At 58.5% G+C, this 25842-nt stretch carries 24 protein-coding genes; 15 read left to right on the top strand and 9 right to left on the bottom strand.

The features are described 5' to 3' along the window. Window positions 1–310: 310 nt before the first annotated feature. Window positions 311–577, top strand: coding sequence for a hypothetical protein (locus AAAC48_RS14095; protein WP_340654779.1), 267 nt, complete (start codon window positions 311–313; stop codon window positions 575–577). 3 nt (window positions 578–580) lie between these two features. Here the strand turns inward: AAAC48_RS14095 and AAAC48_RS14090 are convergent, their stop codons facing one another. Genes AAAC48_RS14090 through AAAC48_RS14080 form a run of 3 tightly spaced genes read right to left on the bottom strand, consistent with a single transcriptional unit; the run spans window position 581 to window position 4366 of the window. Next, window positions 581–2146, bottom strand: a complete 1566-nt coding sequence (locus tag AAAC48_RS14090; protein ID WP_340654778.1) for an ATP-binding protein — start codon at window positions 2144–2146, stop codon at window positions 581–583. After that, a complete protein-coding gene (locus tag AAAC48_RS14085) occupies window positions 2143–2841 on the bottom strand; it encodes a response regulator transcription factor (protein ID WP_340654777.1) in 699 nt (232 codons plus the stop codon). Before AAAC48_RS14085 ends, AAAC48_RS14090 begins: the two co-directional genes overlap by 4 nt. A 13-nt stretch (window positions 2842–2854) precedes the next feature. Then, entirely contained in the window at window positions 2855–4366 is a 1512-nt protein-coding gene (locus tag AAAC48_RS14080; RefSeq protein WP_340654776.1) for a DUF4173 domain-containing protein, read from the bottom strand. Window positions 4367–4759: 393 nt separating this feature from the next. On the opposite strand from AAAC48_RS14080, the gene gnd reads away from it, so the two are divergent. Beyond that, window positions 4760–5794, top strand: coding sequence for a phosphogluconate dehydrogenase (NAD(+)-dependent, decarboxylating) (gene gnd, locus AAAC48_RS14075; protein ID WP_340654775.1), 1035 nt, complete (start codon window positions 4760–4762; stop codon window positions 5792–5794). Between the two features lie 129 nt (window positions 5795–5923). Then, the gene (locus tag AAAC48_RS14070) at window positions 5924–6502 is read left to right on the top strand and encodes a hypothetical protein (protein WP_340654782.1); all 579 of its coding nucleotides are present in this window, start codon (window positions 5924–5926) and stop codon (window positions 6500–6502) included. Between the two features lie 56 nt (window positions 6503–6558). On the opposite strand, the gene AAAC48_RS14065 is transcribed toward AAAC48_RS14070, so the two are convergent. Next, window positions 6559–7560 carry an aldo/keto reductase gene (locus AAAC48_RS14065; RefSeq protein ID WP_340654774.1) on the bottom strand — a complete coding sequence of 334 codons (1002 nt, stop codon included), beginning with the start codon at window positions 7558–7560 and terminating at the stop codon, window positions 6559–6561. 114 nt (window positions 7561–7674) lie between these two features. Between AAAC48_RS14065 and AAAC48_RS14060 the strand changes: the two genes are divergently transcribed. Both AAAC48_RS14060 and AAAC48_RS14055 read left to right on the top strand, forming a co-directional pair. Next, window positions 7675–8586, top strand: a complete 912-nt coding sequence (locus AAAC48_RS14060; RefSeq protein ID WP_340654773.1) for a LysR family transcriptional regulator — start codon at window positions 7675–7677, stop codon at window positions 8584–8586. Between the two features lie 147 nt (window positions 8587–8733). Further along, window positions 8734–10023, top strand: coding sequence for an Hsp70 family protein (locus tag AAAC48_RS14055; protein ID WP_340654772.1), 1290 nt, complete (start codon window positions 8734–8736; stop codon window positions 10021–10023). A gap of 3 nt (window positions 10024–10026) precedes the next feature. On the opposite strand, the gene AAAC48_RS14050 is transcribed toward AAAC48_RS14055, so the two are convergent. The 4 genes from AAAC48_RS14050 to AAAC48_RS14035 form a co-directional block, all read right to left on the bottom strand. Then, complete coding sequence (locus tag AAAC48_RS14050; protein ID WP_340654771.1) at window positions 10027–11256, bottom strand: MFS transporter; 1230 nt, start codon at window positions 11254–11256, stop codon at window positions 10027–10029. 43 nt (window positions 11257–11299) lie between these two features. Next, window positions 11300–12355, bottom strand: coding sequence for an aldo/keto reductase (locus AAAC48_RS14045; RefSeq protein WP_340654770.1), 1056 nt, complete (start codon window positions 12353–12355; stop codon window positions 11300–11302). A gap of 148 nt (window positions 12356–12503) precedes the next feature. Beyond that, window positions 12504–13652, bottom strand: coding sequence for a 3-hydroxyacyl-CoA dehydrogenase NAD-binding domain-containing protein (locus AAAC48_RS14040; protein WP_340654769.1), 1149 nt, complete (start codon window positions 13650–13652; stop codon window positions 12504–12506). A gap of 1 nt (window position 13653) precedes the next feature. Then, window positions 13654–14418 (bottom strand): enoyl-CoA hydratase-related protein, encoded by a 765-nt coding sequence (locus AAAC48_RS14035; RefSeq protein ID WP_340654768.1) that lies wholly within the window; start codon window positions 14416–14418, stop codon window positions 13654–13656. 136 nt (window positions 14419–14554) lie between these two features. Here AAAC48_RS14035 and AAAC48_RS14030 point away from each other — a divergent pair, with 136 nt between their 5' ends. The 7 genes from AAAC48_RS14030 to AAAC48_RS14000 are packed head-to-tail and all read left to right on the top strand — an operon-like array spanning window position 14555 to window position 22132. Next, a complete protein-coding gene (locus AAAC48_RS14030) occupies window positions 14555–16852 on the top strand; it encodes a bifunctional salicylyl-CoA 5-hydroxylase/oxidoreductase (RefSeq protein ID WP_340654767.1) in 2298 nt (765 codons plus the stop codon). Beyond that, entirely contained in the window at window positions 16853–17617 is a 765-nt protein-coding gene (locus tag AAAC48_RS14025; protein WP_340654766.1) for an SDR family NAD(P)-dependent oxidoreductase, read from the top strand. After that, on the top strand, window positions 17614–18120 hold the full coding sequence (locus tag AAAC48_RS14020) for a MarR family transcriptional regulator (RefSeq protein WP_340654765.1): 507 nt from the start codon (window positions 17614–17616) through the stop codon (window positions 18118–18120). The genes AAAC48_RS14025 and AAAC48_RS14020 overlap by 4 nt, the downstream gene beginning before the upstream one ends. Then, window positions 18113–18925 (top strand): enoyl-CoA hydratase family protein, encoded by an 813-nt coding sequence (locus AAAC48_RS14015; protein ID WP_340654781.1) that lies wholly within the window; start codon window positions 18113–18115, stop codon window positions 18923–18925. Before AAAC48_RS14020 ends, AAAC48_RS14015 begins: the two co-directional genes overlap by 8 nt. A gap of 1 nt (window position 18926) precedes the next feature. Beyond that, window positions 18927–20084, top strand: coding sequence for an acyl-CoA dehydrogenase family protein (locus AAAC48_RS14010; RefSeq protein WP_340654764.1), 1158 nt, complete (start codon window positions 18927–18929; stop codon window positions 20082–20084). A gap of 5 nt (window positions 20085–20089) precedes the next feature. Continuing rightward, on the top strand, window positions 20090–21715 hold the full coding sequence (locus AAAC48_RS14005) for an AMP-binding protein (RefSeq protein WP_340654780.1): 1626 nt from the start codon (window positions 20090–20092) through the stop codon (window positions 21713–21715). Window positions 21716–21736: 21 nt separating this feature from the next. Further along, the gene (locus AAAC48_RS14000; RefSeq protein ID WP_340654763.1) at window positions 21737–22132 is read left to right on the top strand and encodes a RidA family protein; all 396 of its coding nucleotides are present in this window, start codon (window positions 21737–21739) and stop codon (window positions 22130–22132) included. A gap of 169 nt (window positions 22133–22301) precedes the next feature. On the opposite strand, the gene AAAC48_RS13995 is transcribed toward AAAC48_RS14000, so the two are convergent. Continuing rightward, window positions 22302–22802 carry a DUF1236 domain-containing protein gene (locus tag AAAC48_RS13995; protein WP_340654762.1) on the bottom strand — a complete coding sequence of 167 codons (501 nt, stop codon included), beginning with the start codon at window positions 22800–22802 and terminating at the stop codon, window positions 22302–22304. Between the two features lie 210 nt (window positions 22803–23012). Here AAAC48_RS13995 and AAAC48_RS13990 point away from each other — a divergent pair, with 210 nt between their 5' ends. Genes AAAC48_RS13990 through AAAC48_RS13980 form a run of 3 tightly spaced genes read left to right on the top strand, consistent with a single transcriptional unit; the run spans window position 23013 to window position 25420 of the window. Next, window positions 23013–23867, top strand: coding sequence for a protein-methionine-sulfoxide reductase heme-binding subunit MsrQ (locus AAAC48_RS13990; RefSeq protein ID WP_340654761.1), 855 nt, complete (start codon window positions 23013–23015; stop codon window positions 23865–23867). A gap of 50 nt (window positions 23868–23917) precedes the next feature. Then, window positions 23918–25018, top strand: a complete 1101-nt coding sequence (locus AAAC48_RS13985; RefSeq protein WP_340654760.1) for a pyridoxal phosphate-dependent aminotransferase — start codon at window positions 23918–23920, stop codon at window positions 25016–25018. Between the two features lie 36 nt (window positions 25019–25054). Further along, window positions 25055–25420: a DUF423 domain-containing protein gene (locus AAAC48_RS13980; protein WP_340654759.1), complete on the top strand. Its 366-nt coding sequence runs from the start codon at window positions 25055–25057 to the stop codon at window positions 25418–25420. The last annotated feature ends 422 nt before the right edge of the window (window positions 25421–25842 follow it).

Here is a 25842-nt window from a genome sequence, read left to right as displayed (position 1 = left end):
CAACGGGTTTATTCCGTTCGTCGTCTTTGTCGTATTTACTGAAATTGCAGCCACGGTGCTGCTGACCTTGCCAAATTGGTATTGAGGCCGCAGCCCACTTCTTCGGGTTTCTCGATCTTGCCAATATTGGCAGGAGCCGTTGTGCTTTTATTGATTATAGGCCCCTTCCTCATGTGACCTTGATGGTCACCACCCTACCTCAACATCGCGTTCAACCAAAGTCTGGCTGTTAAACATTCCAAGCAATCGGGATAATGTCGAATCGCGGCTTGAGTTGCCGGCACTTGACGCAGGTCCTGTTCGGAGGGAGATGATAAGACTATCGACGCGTGCGGTCCTGCTGCGTACCCTCCTTGCCGCGGGATGCACGACGATGACCCCGGAGGAGCGACGGGCAATCGATGCCCGGACATGCGCTTCCTACGGCTTCAAACGTGGGACAGACGGCTTCGCCTCCTGCCTGCTCAATCTCGAGCTCGACCGTCGCGCCGCAAGCAGAGCACAGTTTGAACAGATGCAGTTCAACAAGCCACTTATCATTTACGACAACCGGTATCGCCGCTACCGCCGGTGGTAAGCGTCAAGCCAGAGGCAACCTGATCTTAAAACGTGTACCTGTTCCGGAATCCATTAGCTGGATGGTTCCTTCGTGGGCTTTGATCAAGGCTGCGACAATACCCAAGCCCATGCCGGTACCGCCGGTCTCACGCCGCGTGGTGAAGAATGGCTCGAAAACACGCGGGCGATTGCCCGGCGAAATTCCCGTGCCATCGTCCCATGCAGCTATGACGACGGTCTCGCGTTCCTCAATGGCCGACATAAACAGGTGTGTGGCTCCGTGTTGTGCCGAGTTGTCGGCCAGATTGGCCATGATGATGGCCGCATTCTCTGCAGACATGCGGAACCGGACTTCGCTGCCACTTTCGAGCTGGATAGAGTGACGATTGTCCACAACGACGATCTTCAGAGCTTCGGCAAGCGAGGTCGTCTCTCCGGTCAGGGTCATGCTTTCGGCACGCGCAAGCTCTATCAAGCGGCGGACAAGCTGGTTCAGCCGTCCGGTATCAGCGATGATATTGTCGTAAAAGCGCTGCCGCTGAGCGCGGTCCATTTCGTCCTCGCCGTCACGCAATAGTTCCGCCGCACCCTGAATAGCTGTGAGTGGCGATTTCAGCTCGTGCGAGACGTGCGTGGCGAAGGTGCGGATCGTATCCGAACGTGCCTGAAGCTTTTGTGCCATGTCGAGGAATGCCCCGGATAGTTCAGCCATCTCCCGCGTGCCGTGGCTGCTGAGAGGACGGATCGCATCGCGATCACCGGCCGCGATGCGGGTCGTCCGGTCCATCAGCTCGTAAATCGGCCGGCTGATGGTGCGCAGGAAAATCAAACCGATGAGCAAAGTCGCGCCCAATATGCTGACCACCGCGAGTGCCACTTTACCGCGCTCGCCATAAAGATGTTTGACAATATTGTTTGGCGTGCGCGACAGATAGACAACGCCTGCCACCTTGTTACCAACGATCACCGGCATCGCCACGAATATGCGTATCTTGGTTCCGCGACTGATTGAATAAAGGGGCGGCGCTGGTTCATCCAGCACACGCGTCCGCAGCACGCTCATGTATTTCCCGGCGAGTGCAGCGCGAACTTCCTCAACTCTGGCGAAGGAACGGCCGATATCGCCGCCACCGGCAATAACGGTTCCGGCGGGATCGAGCAGACGGAAGCCAGCCAGCGTCGTGTCTTGTGCCTCGGCAAGGGTGCCGGAAAGCCGTGCACCGATTGCGGCATAGGCAGGATTGCTGGTTGCCGGAACCGAATCAGGGCGGCGCGGCAAGATGGCGTCCGTGGCCAGATCGAGACGCGGCTCAATTGGGCGGTAGCGCTCCCCGGTTTGGTTCGCAGGTGCGGCAGCAATTGTCGCGCCCATTTCAGCGGGAGGAATACCGGCTTCCCTCACCTCGCGCGCATAGGTTACGGCAACCACCGCGCCCTGGGCGATGAGTTCGGCCTCTGTTTGCCGGACCAGCTGGTTCTCATAGAGCCGAAAGAAAAAGAGACCGACGAGCGGCAGCAGCATGACCGCGATGAGGATAGCCAGTACGACCAAGCCAAGAGGTGGACGCCACTTCCTCGTGATCTTCATGTACCGCACCTGCCGAGGCGAAATCCGACGCCGTGGACGGTCTCAATAACATCATTGCAACCGGCTGCAGCAAATTTGGCGCGAATGTTGCGGATGTGGCTGTCCACGGTGCGGTCCGAGACGTGGACATTGGCGGCGTGGCTCGCATCCATGATATGGTTGCGTGTAAGTACATGCGCGGGCCTAGCAAGCAGGCTCTTCACAATCGAAAATTCGATCGATGTCAGGTCAATTTCCTTGCCGCCGAAAGCTGCACTCCGCCGCCCCGGATCGAGCGACAGCCGGCCATGTATCATCGGGATGGTAGCGCTCGTATCCGCCACCGGTACCGAACGGACACGGCGTAGGATGACGTTGACGCGTGACGCCAGTTCACGCGGGCTGAATGGCTTGGTGACATAATCGTCGCCGCCGATCTCCAGCCCAAGAATACGGTCGATCTCGTCATCGCGGGCCGAGAGAAACAGAATCGGAACCGTGGATTTCTTCCGCAGTTCGCGGCAGACCTCCAGTCCATCCATTTCCGGCATGCCGATATCGAGAACCACCAGATCAGGCGTCTTGCGCTCGAACTGGCGAAGTGCGGCAATTCCGTCGGCAGCGATGTCGGTTACCATGCCCGCCTTCTCCAGGGCGAAACAGATCACTTCGCGGATGTGCGGATCATCATCGGCAACCAGAATACGATGGACCATGACAATGCTTCTTTCAACGTTCGTTCGAGGCCGCGTCCTGGGTGGCCGGCGCAAAAGGATTTCGCTCCAGATAGCGGGAAAGACGCCAATTGCGAAAGGTCCAGCCGCGCCAATTCGCGTTGCTCTCGTCGTAACGCATCACAAGCTCATAAAGCTGCTGTCGCAGAATAGGTGAGCTGTTACCTGTGGTCAGTCTTCCTTCGGCAAAGACACGATCGATCGACGGGACTGCCTCACGACCAAGCGATCTCAGATAGTAGATATCCAGTTGCTGCCCTTCACCGCCGAGTTCCCTGCTATGCTGGATATTATAGCTTGCGATCAACGCACCAAAATTGACAAAGCAGCAGAGATAGAGCGTCGCAAAAAGCGTCAGAAAATTGGCACTGCACAGCCACTCGCTGGATTTTTCGAAGGCGATACGGGCCATGATCAGCATAAGACCCGTTGCCACCAGTGCCATCCAGATAAACGCAGATACTCGCCAATAGGTCAGCGAATAGATGCTGACATAGAGATCGAGCCGCAATATCGACGAAATGACGAGCACCACATTTTGAGCGATCCACGCGTAGACGAGCATACGAATGCGACCGTCAGCCGAAGTGGCGCTGCCGGGCCGCATCGCGATCAGCACAAACAACGCGGCAAGGAGTGCTGTCGCAATCAGCGGATAGGCACCGCTATGGGCATAGCTGGCATAGGTCACGCCAGCAGGCAAAGCCACTCCACCCCACAGGTAGGCACCATCCAGCAGGGTTTGAATTGCGAAAATTGCATTGAAGAGGATCAATGCCCGCAAGATTGCCGCCTTGCCAAAGACGATGTCCTCAATGGTGGTTGTCTGGCGCGAGACTGGCAACCATGTCGAACGGCGAGCGCGCCGGCGCAAACGGGGCCGCAAAAAGGCCCAGGTGACAACAATAACCACGATCCAGAACAGAATCCGCGCGATTTCAATACGATTGAGGAGCGCCCAAAAGTCGATCAGTGACAGCCAATGTTCGATGACGGGATTGGCAACGCCGAAGAGGGCGATGAAAACCGCCGACAATATGAGCGGCATCAGCCAGACGATCAGGCTCACCAGTTTGACGGTGCCACCGCCGACCCGCCTGGCAGCTAGCCGCCAGCGGCGCAAATCCCACCCCAGGTGGATTGGTGTTACGAGCAGGAAACCAAATATTTGCTCGACAATCGGCAGAAGCCTGGCACGCAACCGGCCCGCCATGGCCAGCGCGAAAGCCGCAAGCGAAAGCAACGCAATTGAAATTGACAGTTCACTGACGTTTTCAATAAGCGGCACCAATCCAATGAGCAGAGCAACACATTTCGCGAGCAGCGCTTTCTGACCTCCCGGGAACCGGTGGACGAGGATAATGGCAGCAGCGAGCAACGCGGCGAAAATAAAAACAGAAATTCCCGGCGTCTGGTCAAACAGCAGGAAATCGGCAGAAAGCGCAAGAACAAGGGCAATGCCCAGACGTGATGGGAAACTCGATTGTCGGGCGCGTGTGGAGATCATTTTTCGCTGTTCCTGGTTGAAGGATCGTCTGTTGCGGTTCTGGATTTGAACGGGAGAATTGTCGCGCCAGCGCCGGGGTTGGGCTGGTCCACAAGCCACCAGCCATCGGCGAGCAGACGCGATGGCAAAGGAAGTGGCAGGAAGGCAATGTTGGAAGGGCTGGGTCGCATGACACTTTTGTGCAAGCGGATCAGGGAGCCCGTGTGGTGCCGAAAGGGAGAATCTCAGGAGTTTCGTGCAGGAACTGTGCACAGCCCCTTACCCCATCACGATCTTATGACCGTGTTGCTCGCTTGTGCTGTCAAGCAGGCGGACCTAACTTATTGTTGCTCCTGCCCCCGATAACGTGCAGCCTCCAGAACAGATTCCAACCCCTCCTGAGGAGAATTCGAGATGCAGCTTGGTATGATTGGACTGGGGCGCATGGGCAGCAACATGACACAGCGCCTCATGAAGCACGGCCACGACTGTGTGGTGCATGATACGCGCGCGGAGAGCATGACCGACCTGCAGCGCCTCGGCGCCAAGGGAACCACTTCACTTGAGGAGTTCGTCTCGTTGCTGGCGCGGCCGCGTGCTGTGTGGCTGATGCTGCCTGCCGCCGTGGTTGATCAGGTTCTTGCCAAGCTGGTGCCCTTGCTCGACGCGGACGACATCGTCATCGATGGCGGCAATTCCTATTACCATGACGATATCAGGCGCAGTGGCGAGCTGAAATCGCATGGAATTCATTATGTCGACGTTGGAACGAGCGGCGGCATATTTGGTTTCGAACGTGGCTATTGCCTGATGGTTGGTGGTGAACCGAATGTCGTGCAACATCTTTCGCCGATTTTGGCCGCCCTCGCACCGGGCAAGGGCAATATTCCCGTGACAGCCAGCCGACCGCAAAAGACGAGCAGTACTGCCGATCAGGGCTATCTGCACTGCGGACCGCATGGCGCCGGGCATTTCGTCAAGATGGTCCATAACGGCATCGAATACGGGCTGATGGCAGCGTATTCCGAGGGCCTCAACATCCTGCGCAATGCCGATATCGGCATGCGTTCCCATGAAGCCGACGCGGAAACGACACCACTCAAGCATCCGGAACACTATCAATACAATTTCGATCTGCCGGAGATCGCCGAAGTGTGGCGGCGCGGCAGCGTGATCAGCTCCTGGCTGCTCGATCTCACTGCCGACGCGCTTTACGACGATCCGACCCTCGCGAGCTATGCGGGCCATGTCTCTGATTCCGGCGAAGGGCGCTGGACCGTCATGGCGGCCATCGATGAGGCCGTGCCGACACCCGTGCTCAGCGCTGCGTTGCAGGAGCGCTTCAGCTCGCGCGGCAATGCCGACTTCGCCAACAAGATCCTGTCCGCCATGCGACGTGAGTTTGGCGGGCACGTGGAAAAACAGGCGCCAAAACCGGCGGGGCACTAGGGCCCGCCAGTTGCCTGTCCTAACAGGAGAATGACCATGGCTATGACGATACTCAAGATAGGCTTCCCGGCCTTCGTGCTGGGGGCAGCGGTCGCACTGTCCTTACCGCTGCAGGCTGATGCAGCCGGGATGGCAAAACAGGCCGGCCAGGCGGCAAACAGCATGCAGGCTGCCACGCGCATCAATGTCCGCGGGACCATTGAGAGCGTCACCGACAAGTCGCTGGTGGTTAAGACGCGCGAAGGTCCGGATGCGACCGTATCCTTGAGCGACGGCTGGGTCGTAGGCGGCGTCGCCAAGGCGTCAATCGACGACATCAAGAAAGGCGACTTCGTCGGGATCACCAATGTGCCCAAGGAAGCAGGACTGAGCAGTGCACTGGAGGTCGTGATCTTCCCCGCGGTCCTCAAAGGCACCGGCGAGGGCGACCGCCCGTGGGATCTGAAGCCGAACAGCAGCATGACCAACGCCACGGTTGCGGATGCCGTCAAGGGCGTTGATGGGCGCACGGTCACCGTTGTCTACCATGGCACGGAAAAGAAAATCGCAATTCCCGATGGAACGCCGATCGTGACGCTCGCGCAGGCGACAAAGGATGACCTGAAGCCGGGAGCGACAGTCTTCGTCTCGGCTGAACGCGGTAGCGACGGGGCTTTGACGACCAAACGCGTCGTGGTCGGCACCAATGGTGTCGTCCCGCCGATGTGAATACCGGGAATGCAACATCCCGGAGACGATGCTGTCTCCGGGATGTTGTTGCCGGGTTAGTTGTGGCCGATTTCGCTGTCGAGATGTGCCATCTGCGCTTCCGCATAGCGCGTGCCCGCAGCTGCGCCTTTCGGAACCGCCGTTTCGATGGCTGCCATGTCCTCCGGTGTCAGTTTGACGTCGAGAGCGCCAAGCGCCTCGGTGAGGCGGTCGCGTCGGCGGGCACCGACCAGCGGAATGATATCGTCGCCCTGCGATGCAACCCAGGCAATGGCGATCTGCGCGACAGTGACACCCTTTGCTTCGGCGATTTTCTGCAAAGCCGTAACCAGGGCAAGATTTTTGTCGACATTCTCGCCCTGGAAGCGCGGGCTGTGGGCGCGGAAATCGCCGGGGCCAGCGCGATCCTTGGTCCAGTGGCCGCTGATCAGGCCGCGTGAGAGCACGCCATAGGCGGTGATGCCGATGCCAAGCTTGCGGCAGGTCTCAAGGATGCCATCCTCGATGCCGCGGGAAATCAGCGAGTACTCGATCTGGAGATCGACGATCGGGTGAACGGCGGCAGCCCTCCTGATCGTTTTTGAACCGACCTCCGACAGGCCGATATGTTTGACAAAACCTGCCTTCACCATGTCGGCGATGGCGCCGATGGTATCTTCGATCGGCACGTTAGGATCCAGCCGCGCCGGACGGTAGATGTCGATATAATCGACGCCAAGCCGCTGTAATGAATAGGCAAGGAAATTCTTGACCGCTTGCGGCCGCGCATCGATTCCGGTCCAGCCGGCGGCAGGATCGCGAAGCCCGCCGAATTTGACGCTGATGATCGCATCCTCGCGCTTCTTGCCTTTCAGCGCCTCGAAGATCAGCAGTTCGTTGTGGCCAGAACCATAGAAATCGCCGGTGTCGAAAAATGTGATGCCGGATTCAAGCGAGGCGTGAATGGTGGCGATGCTTTCCGCCCGGTCGGAAGGACCATATATGCCCGACATGCCCATGCAGCCGAGCCCGATTTCAGAAACGCGTGGTCCCGTCGCGCCAAGTTGACGATATTGCATTCTCAAACTCCTTGGTCTTGTCCATTGGACGGATTGTTCGAGAGATAAGATAAAAGATCTGTATTTGTGCGATAATCCAGTGCATTCTGTACGGGTTGTTCGGAAAAATGCACAATGATCGATCCAGATCTTTCTGACCTTGGCGCCCTTGTTGCCGTCGCGCAGACGCGCAGCTTTCGTGCTGCCGCCACTCTTCGCGGCGTTTCGGCATCCTCCCTGAGCGACGCCATTCGCCGGCTGGAAGCGCGCGTTGGCGTGCGTCTTCTCAACCGGACCACACGCAGCGTCACGCCAACTGAGGCGGGGAACCAGTTGCTCGAACGCCTGACGCCGGCGCTCGGCGAGATTGCCGGGGCGCTCGATGCATTGAACAGTTTTCGCGACAGTCCGACGGGAACGCTGAAACTCAATGTGCCAATCATTACGGCGCAAAGAATCCTGCCGCCAATCGTCAATCGCTTTCTTGCTGCCCATCCCGGGATCACGCTGGAGATCTCAGCCTCCGATACGTTCATTGATGTGCTTGCGGCAGGTTTTGACGCGGGCATCCGCTATGATGAAAGCATCGAGCGCGACATGATCGCTGTTCCCATCGGACCGCGGACCCAGCGTTTCATGGTCGCCGCGGCACCATCCTATCTTGCTGCATACGGAACACCGCAGCATCCGCGCGATTTGATCAATCATGCCTGCATTCGCCACCGCTTCGCCAGCGGTGTCGTTCCCAACTGGGAGTTCGAGCGCAATGGAAAAGTGGTGAAGATAACGCCCAAGGGACCCTTGATCGCCTCGACCGCGGAGCTAGGGATAGGCGCAGCTGTCGCGGGCCTGGGACTGATCCACACGTTCGAGGAATACCTGGACGACAGCCTCAAACGTGGCGATCTGGTACCCGTTCTAAGCGGATGGTGGCAGAATTTCACTGGTCCCCGGCTCTATTACCCGAGCCGCAAGCACATGCCCGCCCCACTGCGGGCTTTTGTCGATTTCATCAAGAGTCCCGAAGAACGGGCGCTGACCTCGTAATTCACAACAGCGTCAAGTCCCGCCCTGCTCCCTTGCATCTGTCGCTTCGCTGTGGCATGACGCGCCTCCCTTATTGAGGGCGCATCGCGCCGCCTTTGCGGACAATGCCTCGATCTTTGAAATTCACTGGACAAAAGGAGCGCTGCGATGGCTCAGGCGCTGGGTTTCGACTTTGGCACAACCAATACAGTCATGGCCTTGGCCAATGGAGCGACGACTCATTCCATGGCCTTCACCAGCGCCGCCGGCACTGCCGACAGCATGCGCACTGCACTGTCCTTCATGAAAGACCCGCTCGCCAGGGCTTCGGCACTGAAGGTAGAGGCCGGACACGCAGCTATCCGCCAGTTCATCGACCACCCGGGCGAGTGCCGTTTTTTGCAGTCGATCAAGACCTTTGCTGCAAGTGCCCTGTTTCAGGGAACACTGATTTTTGCGAAGCGCCAGACCTTCGAAGACTTGATGGAAATTTTCCTGCGCCGTCTTCGGACCTATGCCGGCGATCATTGGCCTTCGGACGTCAGCCGCATCGTCACCGGCCGCCCGGTACACTTTGCCGGTGCCAATCCGGACCCGGCACTGGCGACTGAACGCTACAATGAGGCATTGACCCGGTTCGGCTTTCCGGAAATCCACTTCGTCTATGAGCCGGTGGCGGCTGCATTCTATTTCGCCCAGAACCTCAAATCAGACGCCACGGTGCTCGTGGCCGACTTTGGCGGCGGCACCACCGACTATTCCATCATCCGTTTCCAAACGTTTGGCGGCAAACTCAGCGCCACACCGATCGGCCATTCAGGCGTTGGCGTTGCTGGCGATCATTTCGACTATCGCATGATCGATCAAATCGTGGCACCACAGATCGGAAAAGGCAGCTTGTTCAAGAGCTTCGATAAAACACTTGAAGTTCCCGGCTCGTGGTACGCCAATTTCGGTCGCTGGAACCAACTTTCCATCTTCAAGACATCGAGGGAATTTGCAGCGCTGAAGAAACTGGTGCGCGACAGCCTGGAACCGGAAAAGCTGGGGATATTCGTCGATCTGGTTGATCACGACGAAGGCTATCCGCTGTATCAGGCCGTGTCGGCGACGAAGATTGCGCTCTCATCGGCAGACGAGGCGGAGTTCAACTTTGCACCGCTCGGACGCGGAGGGCGCAAGACCATCCGCCGTGCCGATTTCGAAAGCTGGATCGAGGGCGATCTGGCGCGGATCGAAGCTGCCCTTGACGACGTGCTGGAAAAGACAGGCACCCTGCCTGGACAGATCGACAAGATATTCCTGACCGGCGGCACCTCTTTCGTACCGGCCGTGCGGCGCATCTTCACCGAACGGTTCGATCACGGCCGCATCGAGAGCGGCGGCGAACTGCTTTCCATCGCCCATGGCCTCGCGCTTATTGGCGAGCGCGACGACATCCCGCAATGGTCGGCATGAGCCTCAGGATTTCCTCGAACGCTCGGTTGAGAAAACGAGAAGCACCGCAAGGCCAAGTCCGGCGCCGGTGAGTGCTGTTATCCACCAGCCGCCATAAAAATAGGTGGCAGCAGCAAGGGCCGAACCCGCCGATCCGAGCAGGAAGACGATGGTCATATAGACCGCATTGAGCCTGCCGCGCGCGTGTTCATTCAATGAAAAAATGATGCGCTGGCTGAGGATCTGGTTGGTCTGTACGGCGCTGTCGATGAAAATCGCGGATAGCACCAGCGCCGCAATGGAGATGGCCGTTCCGCCCCAGCCGGCAACAATGAACCAGATCGTGAGCGTGATCATGGCGACGGCGGTGCCGCGCTGGGTATGGCCGCGATCCGCAAGCCGTCCGGCAACGGGCGCAGCGGCGGCACCAGCCGCCCCGGCCAGCGCAAACATGGCGATCTGGCGCTGGCTGTAGCCGAATTTCTCGGTCAGGAGCAGTGGTATCGCGGTCCAGAACAAGTTGAAGCTGGCGAAGATAATACCTTGATAGAGAGCGCGGCGCTGAAGGGCGGGTGTTGTGACAAGGAGATGCCACATCGATTTGATGATTTCCAGATAGCGCATGGTGCCATGCGGTTGACGCTGCGGCAGCGCGGCACGCAGGAGCACCAACACCACCAGCATCGCGGCGGCGGAAATCCAGAAGATCGCACGCCAGCCGAATTCCGATGCGACGAGATTTGCCAAAGGTCGTGCCAGCATGATGCCGGTCAATAGCCCCGCCATGACGTTGCCGATCGTCCGCCCACGCGAGGCGGCGGGAACGAGATGCGAGGCGAAGGGCACGAGGACCTGGGCACCACAGGCGAAAAAGCCGATGGCAAAGGAGCACAGGAGGAAGGTGATTGCCGAGCCGGACAAAGCCGCGCCAGCGAGGCCGAGTGCTGTTCCGCCGAGCGTCATCAGGACCAGGCGGCGGTTTTCGATAAGATCGGCAAGCGAAACCAGCAGCAGCAGCCCTGCCCCGTAGCCAAGCTGCGTCACGGTGACGATGAAACCCGCCATGCCGCCATGCATGTCGAGATCGCTGCTGATCAGGCCAATCAGCGCCTGCGCGTAATAGATGTTGCCCACCATAGCGCCGCAGGCAAAGGCGAACAAAAATGTCAATGCCGGGGAAAGCCCCGGCAATTCTGGCGTCAAAGGTTCGGCAAGCTCGGCGGCAGGCGATATGGCGTCTCTGGAATATGGCATGATGTTTCTCGCTGCCGGCGATCCTCCCATCGCCGGTCCATGATTACTTGTTCAGATGCGGCTCGATCAGGGAAAGATCAGCGGCAGAAAGACGGTCTGACGCGGTCCAGGCCTGATGCCAGTACGGATAGATGAGCGGCAACTGGCTGACCTTGTCGAGTTTCTCGCGTTCTTCAGCAGTCAGGACCACATCGGCGGCCTTGAGATTGTCCGCCAGTTGGGCGTCCGTGCGCGCACCGACGATGACCGACGTTACGCCTTTGCGCCCAAGGAGCCAGGCAAGCGCAATCTGCGCGGCCGGAACATTGCGCGCTTCGGCGATGGCGACGAGAACCTCGATGATATCGTAGAGGCGCTCCTGGTCGCGGATCGGCGGCTCACCCCAATTGGCAATCTGGCGCGTGCCTTCCGGTGTTGCCTTGTCACGGCGATACTTGCCGGAGAGAAGCCCACCGGCCAGGGGGCTCCAGACGAGGATACCGAGCTGCTGGTCGAGCGTTGCAGGGATCAGCTCATACTCGGCTTCGCGCGCCTCGAGGCTGTAATGGATTTGCTGGCTGATGGGGACAATGAAATTCTTCAGCGCTGCGGTACCCACTGCCTTCATCAGGTGCCAGGCGGAGAAGTTCGACACGCCGACATAACGCACCTTGCCGGAGCGCACGAGTGTATCAAGCGCTTCGAGCGTTTCATCCAACGGCGTCAGCCCGTCCCACTGATGCAACTGATAAAGATCGATATGATCGGTGCCGAGGCGCTTGAGGCTCGCTTCGGCGGCGCGGATGAGATGATAGCGCGACAGGCCTGCATCGTTGACCTCTTCGCCCATGCGGAACCGGGCCTTGGTGGCGACGAGAACATTGTCACGCTTGCCTTTGAGTGCCTGGCCGAGAATTTCTTCGGACAGGCCCGCCGAATAGACATCGGCTGTATCGAAGAGGTTGATGCCGGCATCCAGCGCCATGCCGATCTGGCGCTTGGCGCCATTTAAGTCGGTATCGCCGGTCTTGACAAACTTGCCTGCGCCGCCAAACGTCATCGTACCGAGGCTGAGCGCGGATACTTTGAGACCGGAGCGGCCAAGTTGACGATACTCCATGGTTAAAACTCCCCTGACGGATATGATGTGGCTGAGGGTGATGGTTTGAGTGGCCATGAGCTGGCCAGCTGTTACCTATACTTGCCCCATGGGCAAATGTCGCCCCCATGGACGCACAATAACGAGAATGTGTGGGCGTATCGCGGACCTATTGATCCGCAAATTCCGCGAGCGCCGTACAGATTGTGTATCGGCCGGACGAGTCGTTTTTGGCGTAACGCTCCAGTGTGTCGATGATGGCCGGAACGCCGATCATCTTCGCCAGATCGTGCGGCCCGTGCTTGAAGTTGAGGCCTAATTTCAGAGCGGTATTGATCCCTTCCGCTGGGGCGAGACCCTCTTGAAAAGCAAAAGCGGCTTCGTTGGCGAGCATGGACGCAACGCGCAGAAAAATGTCTGGATGGCAGCTTTGTTTGCTGAGTGGCGCAGTTGCTTCCCGCGGATAGGCAAAGAAGCCGGCATTGGTCTTTCGACCCAGCTTTCCCTGCTTCACCAAATCTTCGAGCAGAGGCGATGGCGTGAAGCGTGGCGCCTGCCCGAAGGCATTCCAGACAGCGCGGGTGGCATTGAGATGGATATCGACGCCGACAAGATCAATCAGTTCGAACGGACCAAGCGGAAAGCCGCCTTCGAGTTTGAGACAGGCGTCAATGGTTGCGGCATCCGCAACGCCGTCCTCCAGCATTTTGAGCGCTTCGCCATAGAAGGGACGCGCGCAGCGATTGACAAGGAAGCCCGGGCTGTCTCGCACCTCGACCGCTGTCCTGCCGAGATCGTGACTAAGGTTCACCAGACGCTTCGTGGTGCCGGATTCCGTCGACGGCCCGGCGACAACTTCGACCAGTTTCATCATTGTTGCCGGGTTGAAAAAGTGCAATCCGGCAAAACGCTGTGGCTTGCGCAGCACCTTGGCAATGTCGGTGACCGACAACGAAGAAGTATTGGTGGCGAGGATACAGCGATCGCTGCACACGGTTTCCAGTGAACGGAAAAGGGCAGTCTTTGCTTCCAGCGTTTCGATGATTGCTTCGACAACAAGGTCCGCAGACGCCAGGTCATGCAGGTTACCGACAATAGTAATGTTGCTGGTGCAGGCGCTGAGCTCGGCTTCATTGGCCTTGCCGCGCGCGATACGCTGGTCAACCTCGGCGAGGATAGACATCTTGGCCTTTTCCGCCATGCCCGCTGCTGCGTCGTAGAGTATCGTCTGCTTGCCGCCTCGCGCCATGAGATGGGCGATGCCGCGTCCCATGACACCGGCGCCAATGACGGCAATTGTATCAATCGGTTCGGTCAAATCAGCGCCCCTTGAAGTCCGGTTTGCGCTTGGCGCGGAACGCTGCAATCCCTTCCGCCTTGTCTTCCGTCGAAAGCAGCAGTTCGAAGGACCGCCGCTCCAAATTGAAACCTTCCGGCTTGTCCAACGCGGTCAACACCGCCTGTTTGGCGAACTGCTGCGCCAGCGGCGCGCCCTTCGCCAGTTTGGCGGCGATTTCCTTGGCCGATTGCAGCGCTTCGCCGGGTGCAGCTTTATGGGAAGCGAGGCCCCAGTCGAACGCCTTCTGCCCCGTGATTGTCTCCCCGGTGAGGACGAGGCGCATCGCCCGTGCCTTGCCGATGCTCGTCGCAAGGCGCTGGATGCCGCCAGCGCCGGGGATCAGGCCAAGCCGGATTTCGGGCTGGCCGAATATCGCATTGTCGGCGGCGACGATTAGATCGCAGCGCTGCGCGAGTTCAAAGCCGCCGCCGAGACAATAGCCTTCGACCGCGGCGATGAGCGGCTTTCTGAACCTGGCGATAGTTTCCCAGAATTGCAGCCGAAGATCATGAACGCCGTCGACCGCGGTCTTGTCGGCAATCTCGCCAATATCAGCGCCGGAAGCGAAATTGCCGTCTGCGCCGGTCAGAATGACTGTGCGTATATCGGGATCGCGATCGAATTTGGAAAGGGCTTCGGCCAGTTGCTGCAGCATGCCGGTGTTGAGGGCATTGCGCACATCCGGACGACACAGCGTCAGGATCGTAAAGCCATCCTGCAATTCGGTTCGGATATAGTTTTCCATATCGCCCCTCTCATTTTCCATCTCGACTATCCGCACAATCGAATAATTATTCAAGCTTGAAATTTCATACTTGAAATTATTTTGGTGCAATGACACGATGAGCCCACGACGAAGGTCAAACCGGAGTGCACGCCTGATGAAGATCGCTTGTCTTGGAGGAGGACCCGCCGGTCTCTATTTCGCGATCAGCATGAAATTGCGCGATCCCGAACACGACATCACCGTTATCGAGCGCAACAGGGCCGACGATACGTTCGGCTGGGGTGTCGTGCTATCCAACGAGACGCTCAACAATCTCGCGGCCAATGATCCGATCAGTGCCGAAGCTATTCGTGCGCAGTTTGCCTATTGGGACGACATTGCGGTCCACTTCAAGAACACCGAAACCGTATCGACCGGGCACGGCTTCTGCGGGATCGGCCGCAAGAAATTGCTACTGCTCTTGCAGGACCGCGCCCGCGAGCTCGGGGTGCATCTGCGCTTCGAGACGCCCGTGGAAGACGTGGAGGCACTCAGCCGCGAATACGATCTGGTGATTGGGGCGGACGGGCTTAATTCACGCACCCGCGCAACATTCGCCGAGCACTTCAAGCCGGAAATCGACATGCGTAAATGCAAGTTCGTCTGGCTCGGCACGCATCAGAAATTCGATGACGCCTTTACCTTCATCTTCGAAGAAACCGAGCACGGCTGGGTCTGGGCGCACGCCTATCAATTCGATGGCGACACGGCGACCTTCATTGTCGAATGCAACCAGGCGACGTGGGAAAAGTTCGGCTTCGGCGACATGAGCCAGCAGGAATCCATCGCGGTCTGCGAGCGGGTCTTTGCGAAATATCTTGGCGGTCATGCGCTCATGACCAATGCCAATCATATTCGCGGCTCGGCCTGGATCAGCTTTCCGCGCGTCCTTTGCGAGAAATGGTCATATCGGAATGTTGTGTTGCTCGGCGACGCGGCGGCAACGGCGCATTTTTCCATCGGCTCCGGCACCAAGCTGGCGCTGGAGAGTGCCATTGCATTGGCCGAATATCTTCATACGGAAGAATCCATCGCGGCGGCGTTTGGCAAATATGAGGATGAGCGCCGCCTGCAGGTGCTGCGCCTGCAGTCGGCTGCGCGCAATTCGCTTGAATGGTTCGAGGATGTGGAACGTTATTTCGATCTAGATCCCGTCCAGTTCAATTATTCGCTGCTGACGCGTTCACAGCGCATCAGCCACGAGAACCTGCGCCTGCGTGACCGCAATTGGCTGGCGAGCGCCGAGGGCTGGTTTCAGGAGAAGTCGGGAGCGCGTCACGGAACCTGCCGCGCACCGATGTTCGCGCCATTCCGTCTTCGCGCAATGGAATTGAAGAACCGAGTCGTTGTCTCGCCGATGGCGCAATACAAGGCTGCGGACGGCATGCCGAACGACTGGCATCTCGTGCATTATGGCGAGCGCGCCAAGGGCGGCGCTGGCATGGTTACCATTGAGATGACCTGCGTCAGCCCGGAAGGCCGCATTTCGCCCGGCTGTACCGGCATGTATGCACCCGAACACGAATTGGCGTGGAAGCGGATCGTCGATTTCGTCCATGCCGAGACCGAGGCCAAGATCTGCTGCCAGCTTGGACATTCCGGCGCCAAGGGCTCGACGCGTGTCGGCTGGGAAGGTAATGACGTTCCCCTGCCCGATGGCAATTGGCCGGTCCTTTCCGCCTCCAACGTGCCGTGGTCGAAGGATAATCAGATCCCCCGCGCCATGACCCGTGCCGATATGAACCAGGTCCGCGATCAGTTTGTTACCGCCGCGGAAATGGCCAACCGCGCCGGCTTCGACATGCTGGAGCTGCATGCGGCGCATGGCTATCTCCTGTCATCGTTTATCACCCCGATGATGAACAACCGCACCGACGACTACGGCGGCTCGCTGGAAAACCGCATGCGTTATCCGCTTGAGGTCTTCCGTGCCGTCCGGCTGGTCTGGCCGGGCGAAAAGCCGATCTCCATGCGTATCTCTGCCAATGACTGGGTGGGCCAGCAAGGCATCACGCCGCAGGATGCTGTCGAGATTGCCCGTATGCTGCAGGATGCCGGTGTCGATATTTGCGATGTGTCCGCCGGCCAGACGTCGATCCAGGCCAAGCCTGTCTATGGGCGCATGTTCCAGACGCCTTTCTCTGACCGCATCCGCAACGAGACTGGCATGGCGACCATGGCGGTCGGGAACATCTATGAACCCGACCACGTCAACTCCATCCTGCTTGCGGGCCGCGCCGATCTCGTTTGCCTCGCGCGTCCGCACCTCGCCGATCCCTACTGGACCCTGCACGCAGCTGTCGCGCTTGGCGACAAGATCGAAGCCTGGCCGAAACCCTATTACCAAGGGCGCGACCAGATGGTCCGGCTGGCCGAACGCGCCGAGATCGTCACTCCAATCGAGGGGGCTTAGATGACTGTTTCTCTTGAAGGCAAGATCGCATTGGTCACAGGCGGCGGCTCTGGCGTCGGCGCGGCGATCGCGTTGAAACTGGCAAAACAAGGCGCCCGCGTGGTCATTTCCGGGCGGCGGGCCAATGTGCTGGAGGAGACAGCGGCTAAATCGGAGCGCATCATTGCGATCGTTGCCGATGTCACGGACGAAGCGTCTTCACAAAGTCTGTTTGAGCAAATCAACGCCGATATCGGCGAACTAGACATTGCTGTTGCAAATGCCGGCGCAGCGGAAAGTGCGCCATTTCACCGGATCGATCTGCAGGCATGGAAGCGCCAGATCGATCTCAATCTCACCGGGGTCTTCACGACTTATCATCATGCACTGCCCGGCATGATGAAGCGCAACAGCGGCCGCCTTATCGCCGTCGCCTCGACGGCCGGCCTGAAAGGCTATCCTTACGTATCGGCTTATACGGCTGCCAAGCACGGTGTTGTGGGGCTGACTCGGTCGCTGGCGCTGGAACTTGCCAAGACACGGATCACGGTCAACGCCATCTGCCCCGGCTTCGTCGAAACGCCGCTGCTCGAGCGTTCGCTCGAGACCATCATGGCGAAGACCGGAAAGAGCCGCGACGAGGCAGTCGCCGCACTTGCCGCAACAAATCCGCAGAAACGACTGATCCAGCCCGACGAGGTTGCGCAGATCGTGCTGTGGCTCTGCGGCCCGCACTCTGGATCCTTCACGGGCCAGGCTATTTCGATATCAGGAGGCGAAGTATGAGCGATCCGGACCAGTTTCCATCCGCCACCGCAAACACATCCCCTGCCCTGGTCAAGCAAAACCTGCGTGTCTGGCTGAAGATGCTGAAGGCAACAAAGCATGTCGAGGCGACGGTTCGGGAAAAGCTGCGCGTCGAATTCGATACGACGCTGCCGCGATTTGACGTCATGGCGGCGCTCTACCGTTTTGAAGAAGGTCTCAAGATGAGCGAGCTTTCCTCGGCGCTGCGGGTTTCCAATGGTAATGTGACCGGCATCATTGAGCGGCTTGTCGCCGACGGCGCCGTGCTGCGCGTGCCCGTCGCCGGTGACAAGCGTGCCATGCTGGTGCGCCTGACACACAAGGGGCGCGACGAATTCGCCAAAATGGCGGCCGCGCATGAGCTCTGGATCAACGAGATCTTTGGAGGTCTCTCGCCGGATACGACGGCGCGGCTGATTTCCATTCTCGATACGATCGAACATTCGCAAGGACTTACTCCCGGGGAGGATCATGATGCGTAAGATGGCGAACTATCAGGCCACCCATTTCAAATGGCGCGCGGAAGATGGGATCGTTGTGATCTCGCTCGATCGCCCGGAACGCAAGAACCCGCTAACCTTTGACAGCTATGCCGAGCTTCGGGATTGTTTCCGTGCACTCGCTTATGCAGACGATATCAAAGCCGTGATTTTCGGTTCGAATGGCGGCAATTTCTGCTCCGGCGGCGATGTGCACGACATTATCGGTCCGCTGCTGAAAATGGACATGAAGAGCCTGCTCGACTTCACCCGCATGACCGGCGACCTGGTCAAGGCGATCGTGCATTGCGGCAAGCCGGTTATTGCGGCGGTCGACGGCGTCTGTGTTGGTGCTGGCGCGATCATTGCCATGGCGTCGGACCTGCGTCTGGCGACTGCCAATGCAAAGACGGCATTTCTATTCACCCGCGTCGGTCTCGCTGGATGCGATATGGGTGCCTGCGCGATATTGCCGAGGATCATCGGACAAGGCCGCGCCGCTGAGCTTCTCTACACCGGCCGCTCGATGTCGGCAGAAGAAGGCGAGCGCTGGGGCTTCTATAACCGCATCGTTGCCGCGGACGAGCTCGACACGGAAGCGGTCAGGCTGGCGAAGCGGCTCGCTGAGGGGCCGACATTCGGTCACATGATGACCAAAACCATGCTCAACCAGGAATGGTCCATGTCCATCGACCAGGCCATCGAAGCGGAAGCGCAGGCGCAAGCGATCTGCATGCAATCACAGGATTTCGAGCGCGCCTACAACGCTTTTGTTGCACACCAGACGCCCGTCTTCGAGGGCAACTGAGATGGCTGACAGGTCGTTTCTGTCCTGGCCGTTTTTCGATGACCGCCACCGCGAACTGGCCGATAGCATTGAAAAATGGGCCGAAGACAATCTCGGCGGCATTGATCACGACAATGTCGATGAAGCCTGCCGCGTATTGGTATCGCAGCTTGGTGAGGCCAAATTCCTGCACCACACTGCTATTGATCCCGACAATGCGGCCAGCAGGCTCGACGTGCGCAGCCTCTGCCTGATCCGCGAAACACTGGCCCGGCACGATGGCCTCGCCGATTTCGCATTTGCCATGCAAGGTCTTGGCACTGGCGCCCTGTCGCTGTTCGGTTCGCAAGGGCAGAAGCAGAGCTGGCTGCACAAGACCCGCGCCGGTGAAGCCCTTTCCGCCTTCGCGCTTAGCGAACCGCAGTCGGGCTCCGACGTCGCCAATATTGAACTGGCCGCGACACGTGATGGCGTCGACTATGTGCTCAACGGCGAAAAGACCTGGATATCGAACGGCGGCATTGCCGATCTCTATACGCTGTTCGCCCGCACCGGCGAAGGCGCTGGCGCCAAGGGTATTTCCGCCTTCATCGTTCCCGCCGATACGCCGGGCCTCCGTATCGCTGAACGGCTGGAGACGATCGCGCCGCACCCTCTCGCTCGGCTTGTCTTTGAGAATTGCCGCATTCCTGCCTCCGCGCTCATTGGAGCGCCCGGACAGGGCTTCCGTATTGCCATGTCGGTGCTGGATGTCTTCCGCTCGACCGTAGCCGCAGCAGCACTCGGCTTTGCCAGGCGTGCGCTCGATGAGGCGGTATCGCGCGCAAATGGCCGCCATCTTTTCGGCGCGCCGATGGCGGACCTGCAGATGGTGCAGGGCCATATTGCCGACATGGCGCTCGATATCGATGCGGCAGCGCTCCTCGTCTATCGCGCCGCTTGGCTCAAGGACAGCGGCGCGGAACGCGTGAGCCGCGAGGCGGCTATGGCAAAACTCTACGCAACCGATCACGCGCAGAATGTGATCGACAAGGCGGTGCAGATCCACGGTGGAGACGGCGTGCGCAAGGGCAGCATCGTCGAACGTCTCTACCGGGAAATCAGGGCATTGCGCATCTATGAGGGCGCATCGGATGTACAAAAAATAATCATCGCAAGGCATGAACTTGCAAGGGGATAGCTATGATTTTGGGACCAACGGCGCATAGGGATCACTTCACCAGGGATAATCTTCCACCAGCAGAAGACTGGCCAGAATTTCTGCTGAATCGTTTCCAATATCCGGAATGGCTGAATGCCGCGGTCGAACTGACAGATGCCATGGTCGACAAGGGTTTCGGAGACAATACGGCGCTGATCGGCAATGGCCGCCGCCGTACCTATAAGGAATTGACAGACTGGACCAACCGCATCGCCCACGCGTTGATCGAGCACTATGGCGTCGAACCGGGCAACCGCATCCTGATCCGCTCCGCCAATAATCCTGCGATGGTCGCCTGCTGGCTCGCAGCCACCAAGGTTGGGGCCGTGGTGGTCAACACGATGCCGATGCTGCGGGCTGGCGAGCTTGCCCAGATCGTCGACAAGGCGGAAATCAGTCTCGCCCTTTGCGATACACGGATCATGGAAGACTTGGTGGCGTGCGCCAAGGAAAGCCGCTATCTGAAACGCGTCGTCGGCTTCGACGGCACAGCCAATCATGACGCTGAACTTGACCGGATCGCGCTCGACAAGCCCGTGCGTTTCGAGGCCGTGAAAACTGGCCGCGACGATGTCGCCCTGCTCGGGTTCACCTCCGGGACGACTGGGGAGCCCAAGGCCACCATGCATTTCCACCGCGACCTTCTCATGATCGCCGACGCCTATGCCAAGGAAGTGCTGAATGTGCAGCCGGACGACATATTTGTTGGCTCGCCGCCTCTCGCTTTCACCTTCGGGCTTGGCGGTCTCGCAATCTTCCCGCTGCGGTTCGGCGCCGCGGCGACACTGCTCGAACAGGCAACACCGCCAAAGATGATCGAGATCATCGAGACCTACAAGGCGACGATCAGCTTTACGGCGCCAACCGCCTATCGCGTGATGCTGCAGGCGATGAACGAGGGTGCGGACCTATCCTCCTTGCGCGTGGCGGTATCGGCCGGGGAAACCCTCCCAGCACCCATCTACGAAGCCTGGATGGCCAAGACCGGCAAACCGCTGCTCGACGGCATTGGCGCCACGGAAATGCTGCACATCTTCATCAGCAACCGTCTTGACGATTCCGGTCCCGGCCGAACCGGCAAGCCGGTTACCGGCTATGAAGCGATCATCGTCGATGACGATATGCGCGAAGTACCGCGCGGCGAGATCGGCAAGCTTGCAGTTCGCGGCCCGACGGGCTGCCGCTATATGGCCGATGACCGCCAGAAGAAATATGTGCGCGATGGCTGGAACCTGACCGGGGATACCTTCGTCCAAGACGAGAACGGCTATTTCCATTTCGCCGCTCGTTCGGACGACATGATCATTTCGTCGGGCTACAATATTGCGGGGCCCGAGGTGGAAGCAGCCCTGCTCGCTCACCCGGACGTCAGCGAATGTGCGGTAATAGGTGCGCCCGACGAAGCACGCGGCCAGATCGTCCAGGCGCATATCGTGCTCTGCACCGGCATTGCCGCAGACGCGGCAACGATCAAGCGGCTGCAGGATCACGTCAAGCAAGTGATCGCGCCGTACAAATATCCGCGCTCCATCAAGTTCGTCGACGCCTTGCCGAAGACGGCAACCGGCAAGATACAGCGCTTCCAATTGCGGCGCGCGAATCAGCACTAAAAGACAAGGCAGGAAATCAGCATGGTAGAGATTGTGCATCCTCAGGGATGGCCACCGGCAAAGGGTTATTCGAACGGCGTGATCGGCGAAGGCAAGACGCTGTTCGTGGGCGGTCAGATCGGCTGGACCAAGGATCAGCAATTCGAGACGGATGATCTTGTCGAACAGGCCGAACAGGCCATGCGCAATATCGCCGATGTACTGGCCAGCGCTGGCGCCGAACCGACCGATATCGTGCGGCTCACCTGGTACATCACCGACAAGAAAGCCTATGTCGCAGAACAGAAGCGGCTGGGCGAAGCCTATCGCCGCGTCTTCGGTCGCCACTATCCCGCGATGACGCTGGTTCAGGTCTTGGCATTGCTCGAGGATCGTGCCCTGGTAGAGATCGAAGCGACAGCAATCATTTCCGGCTGAATGTGGAATTTTTAAAATGCATTCAAGAGCTTCCGCTCAATATTTAAAAGACTGATTCAGTTGAATGTGGCGATCGCATTTTAGGGCACCATCCAGTATGGGGCAGGAAGCCGAACTGGGAAACTGCCCGCTTGGTTAGCGGGCAGCTTCAAGTCATACCATCCGCAAATTACCGAACCCAGACGACCCTTCGGGTTCCGGAATCAACCAGCGCCGGCTTCTGATTAACATAGACATAGGAATAATGTGGCTGGTCAGGAATTTCGGCGAGGGGAATATCGTCGGGGATGACTGTTCCCCTGTGGATTGGGCCGTCGATCATCACTGTATCGACGGGATTCCTTTCGACATAGGTAATCGCATCATCAGGAATCGCCGATACATCGTCTGAAAGATAAACGACCTGGCGATTTTCAATGGACACGATTACCGGCCGACCATCCACGTAGATATAGCCATAGCCCGGATCATCCGGAATTGGATGCACGACTATGTGCTTTGGAACGACGTAACCTTGAGAAATATTGTCGTCGATAACGACCGGATCGGCCGGGTGAGCTATGACATAATCACGCGCCCTTTGCGGTACAACAACAACGCTATCCTGGGCGAACGCAAGACCGCACGTCGCGAACAACGCCGCGGCAGTCAGTGTAAAAACCTTGTTCATCTTCTTGCCTCTCTATTGTTTCCGATCCGTCCCAATGACAAGGAAACCCGGTATCAGACGGTTTGGTTCCGGGCGAAATGCGAGGGCAAGCACACAGGCTTCGACAGATTGAGAGGTAAAAAAAACCGCGACCTCACAGCATCTTGTCTTGAAATCCACAGGGAGCTGTGGCCGTAAAGCTTTGTATGTTCAGGACAAAAGAGTGAGGCGATGAACTATCCGTGGAACGACCGGGCCGGAAAATTATCAGTCATCAAAGTCGTGGCCCTGGGCACAGCTTTCATGCCGCTTGTTCTGATCATTGCCGGCCACAAAGCCAATATTCTCGGACCGCGCCCAATCACCCAGGCCATACACGAGACGGGCGACTGGGCGATCCGCTTTCTACTGATTTCTTTGGCGGTCACCCCTGTCCGCAATATCACCCGCTGGTCGAAGCTTGTGCTTATCCGGCGCATTCTGGGACTGACGGCCCTCGCCTACGCGGCATTGCATTTCTCGCTCTATATCGTTGACCAGAATTTCAATTTGCTGCGCGTCGCCAGCGAAATCTGGCTACGCGTCTATCTACTTATCGGCTTTACGACGCTGTTGGGGCTGACGGCGCTCGGCGTAACATCGACCGACGCCATGATCCGCCGCATGGGCCAGAACTGGAACCGGCTACACAAGCTAGCCTATCCATTAGCGGCGCTTGGCGTGCTGCACTTCTTCATGCAGTCCAAGGCGGACGTAACGGAGGCAACGCTGATGGCAGGTTTCCTCATCGCGCTTCTGTTCTATCGCTCCGCCCATTCTCACAATTTCAAGCTTTCATCGGTCCGGACACTGATCGGTATAGCCGTCCTTGCTGCACTGGGTACGGCACTTGTCGAATATGCCTGGTTTGCGCTGGCAACAAGGATTCCACCGACACGCGTCCTTTTCGCCAATATCTCGTTTAGCTATTCAATACGGCCTATGTGGTGGGTTCTGGGCGCAGCGTTGGTCCCGGCACTGTGGGTTGGCATTAAATCGGTAACAAAGCCGGAAAGCGGGAAACTCAATCCCGCATCAGCCAAATAAGCGCCGAAGTTTTGCTTTTCACCAGCGCAAAAACTGATATCGATTTGCGCATGGAACCGCAATTCACCCCACTCATCGAGTCGCTGCCTTCGAGCGTGCCGTTCGTCGGACCGGAAGCACTGGAACGCAAGCGCAATCAGCCCTTCCGCGCGCGGCTTGGTGCCAACGAAAACGGCTTTGGCCCCGCACCTTCGGTCATTGCTGCCATGCAGCAAAACGCTGGCGAGGTCTGGAAATATGCCGATCCGGAAAACTTCGATCTGAAACAGGATCTTGCGGCGCATCTCCGCATAAAGCCTGGCAATGTCGTCGTTAGCGAGGGCGTCGATACGCTGCTTGGTCTTGCAGTCCGCCAATATGTGCGCGAAGGCACGCCGGTCGTCACGTCGCTTGGGGCTTACCCTACTTTCAATTTTCATGTGGCGGGGTTTGGCGGGCGACTGGTGACGGTTCCCTACCGCGACGACCGGGAGGATCTTGAGGGTCTTCTCGCCGCGGTGAGACGGGAACAGGCACCGCTGGTCTATTTCTCCAATCCGGACAATCCCATGGGGACCTGGTGGGAGGCACCGGAAATCGAGCGCTTTATCAATGCGCTGCCTGGTGACACGATGCTCATCCTCGACGAGGCCTACGGCGAAACCGCGCCGATGACGGCCCTGCCCCCAATTGATGTTTCACGGCCGAATGTTCTGCGCATGCGCACGTTTTCCAAAGCGTACGGGCTTGCCGGCATGCGCTGCGGCTATGCTATCGGCGCCGAAAAGCAGATCAGCGCGTTCGACAAGATCCGCAATCATTTTGGCATGAACAAGCTGACGCAAATCGCAGCGTTAGCGGCACTGAAGGATCAGAATTACCTCAAAGTCGTGACGGAGAAAATTATCGCGGGTCGCGAGCGAATCACGCAGATCGCTGCTCAAAATGGGCTGGAAGCTATCCCGTCCGCGACGAATTTCGTCACCATCGACTGCGGGCGCGATGGGACCTATGCCCTCGCTGTTCTCAACGCACTGATCGATCGTGATATCTTCGTGCGCAAACCGATGGCGCCAATACTGGACCGTTGCATTCGGGTCAGTGTTGGTCTTGACGAAGAACTCGATTATCTCGAGCAGCAACTTCCTGAAGCACTCGCTGCCGTGAAATAGCCCGCGTTTCGCGAGCCCCAGTATATGGAGACTACCTTGGACATTCATCGCATTTTTGCCGGCCTCGGGGGCTTATTCGGGGCCGCGGGTATTGCTGCCTATGCGGCGGCGGCCCACAGCGCGGAGGGTCATGTGGCCACCATCGCGCCAATCTTGTTTATCCATGCCCCGGCTTTTCTAGCGCTATCCATTCTGGCGAAAATCAGCCGGGCAGCCAGTTTTGGCGGACTCGTGCTGATACTGGGGCTGGTGCTGTTCATTGGCGATCTACTTTCGCGCGACTATGCGGGCAACCGGCTGTTCGCCTTCGCGGCGCCGCTCGGTGGATCGCTGCTCATCCTGGGATGGCTCGTGGTGGCGGCAACGGCGTTTGGGGCGCTGGATTTCAAGCACCAAAGATAGAAAGTCTTACGACCTGCCAGTTGTTGATGATGGCGATCGCGCCAACGGCGATGCCCAAAAAACTGGCGAGTTTAGCGGTCGTGGGCAGACTATCCACGCGACCGCGAAGTTCTGCAAAGGATTCGCGAAGCGCCCAAATGACTCAGCCGAGGGAAGACTTTCCATCCTGCCTTTGAGATAGGTGACTTCCTCTTGGAGCGCGCGCGCTATACCTGATCAGGATGTCGAGTTTGGCATTCATCTTCTCAAACGATTTTTCCAGGAATGCGACCCTATGTTCCATAGCGTCGACTGTGCCATCGCCACCCCCGGATTTCAAACGTTCCACCCGCGTAAGTTCTTGAGCCATAGGGCTTCAGGCTCGCTAGCTGTCCCCTTTCAATTTGGCGTTGCAAAGCTTGTAATAGCCACCGTCCTTCTCG

Origin of the sequence: Phyllobacterium sp., assembly GCF_037994405.1 — a bacterium.
Classification (GTDB): Bacteria; Pseudomonadota; Alphaproteobacteria; order Rhizobiales; family Rhizobiaceae; genus Phyllobacterium.
Note: the sequence above shows the minus strand (reverse complement) of the source record. Positions and strands in the feature narration are given on the sequence as shown.

What these genes read in the sequence shown, in the direction of transcription:
- AAAC48_RS14095 (WP_340654779.1), top strand. Translation starts at nt 311, where the DNA reads ATGATAAGACTATCGACGCGTGCGGTCCTGCTGCGTACCCTCCTTGCC.
- AAAC48_RS14090 (WP_340654778.1), bottom strand. Translation starts at nt 2,146, where the DNA reads ATGAAGATCACGAGGAAGTGGCGTCCACCTCTTGGCTTGGTCGTACTG.
- AAAC48_RS14085 (WP_340654777.1), bottom strand. Translation starts at nt 2,841, where the DNA reads ATGGTCCATCGTATTCTGGTTGCCGATGATGATCCGCACATCCGCGAA.
- AAAC48_RS14080 (WP_340654776.1), bottom strand. Translation starts at nt 4,366, where the DNA reads ATGATCTCCACACGCGCCCGACAATCGAGTTTCCCATCACGTCTGGGC.
- gnd (WP_340654775.1), top strand. Translation starts at nt 4,760, where the DNA reads ATGCAGCTTGGTATGATTGGACTGGGGCGCATGGGCAGCAACATGACA.
- AAAC48_RS14070 (WP_340654782.1), top strand. Translation starts at nt 5,924, where the DNA reads ATGGCAAAACAGGCCGGCCAGGCGGCAAACAGCATGCAGGCTGCCACG.
- AAAC48_RS14065 (WP_340654774.1), bottom strand. Translation starts at nt 7,560, where the DNA reads ATGCAATATCGTCAACTTGGCGCGACGGGACCACGCGTTTCTGAAATC.
- AAAC48_RS14060 (WP_340654773.1), top strand. Translation starts at nt 7,675, where the DNA reads ATGATCGATCCAGATCTTTCTGACCTTGGCGCCCTTGTTGCCGTCGCG.
- AAAC48_RS14055 (WP_340654772.1), top strand. Translation starts at nt 8,734, where the DNA reads ATGGCTCAGGCGCTGGGTTTCGACTTTGGCACAACCAATACAGTCATG.
- AAAC48_RS14050 (WP_340654771.1), bottom strand. Translation starts at nt 11,256, where the DNA reads ATGCCATATTCCAGAGACGCCATATCGCCTGCCGCCGAGCTTGCCGAA.
- AAAC48_RS14045 (WP_340654770.1), bottom strand. Translation starts at nt 12,355, where the DNA reads ATGGAGTATCGTCAACTTGGCCGCTCCGGTCTCAAAGTATCCGCGCTC.
- AAAC48_RS14035 (WP_340654768.1), bottom strand. Translation starts at nt 14,418, where the DNA reads ATGGAAAACTATATCCGAACCGAATTGCAGGATGGCTTTACGATCCTG.
- AAAC48_RS14030 (WP_340654767.1), top strand. Translation starts at nt 14,555, where the DNA reads ATGAAGATCGCTTGTCTTGGAGGAGGACCCGCCGGTCTCTATTTCGCG.
- AAAC48_RS14025 (WP_340654766.1), top strand. Translation starts at nt 16,853, where the DNA reads ATGACTGTTTCTCTTGAAGGCAAGATCGCATTGGTCACAGGCGGCGGC.
- AAAC48_RS14020 (WP_340654765.1), top strand. Translation starts at nt 17,614, where the DNA reads ATGAGCGATCCGGACCAGTTTCCATCCGCCACCGCAAACACATCCCCT.
- AAAC48_RS14015 (WP_340654781.1), top strand. Translation starts at nt 18,113, where the DNA reads ATGCGTAAGATGGCGAACTATCAGGCCACCCATTTCAAATGGCGCGCG.
- AAAC48_RS14010 (WP_340654764.1), top strand. Translation starts at nt 18,927, where the DNA reads ATGGCTGACAGGTCGTTTCTGTCCTGGCCGTTTTTCGATGACCGCCAC.
- AAAC48_RS14000 (WP_340654763.1), top strand. Translation starts at nt 21,737, where the DNA reads ATGGTAGAGATTGTGCATCCTCAGGGATGGCCACCGGCAAAGGGTTAT.
- AAAC48_RS13995 (WP_340654762.1), bottom strand. Translation starts at nt 22,802, where the DNA reads ATGAACAAGGTTTTTACACTGACTGCCGCGGCGTTGTTCGCGACGTGC.
- AAAC48_RS13990 (WP_340654761.1), top strand. Translation starts at nt 23,013, where the DNA reads ATGAACTATCCGTGGAACGACCGGGCCGGAAAATTATCAGTCATCAAA.
- AAAC48_RS13985 (WP_340654760.1), top strand. Translation starts at nt 23,918, where the DNA reads ATGGAACCGCAATTCACCCCACTCATCGAGTCGCTGCCTTCGAGCGTG.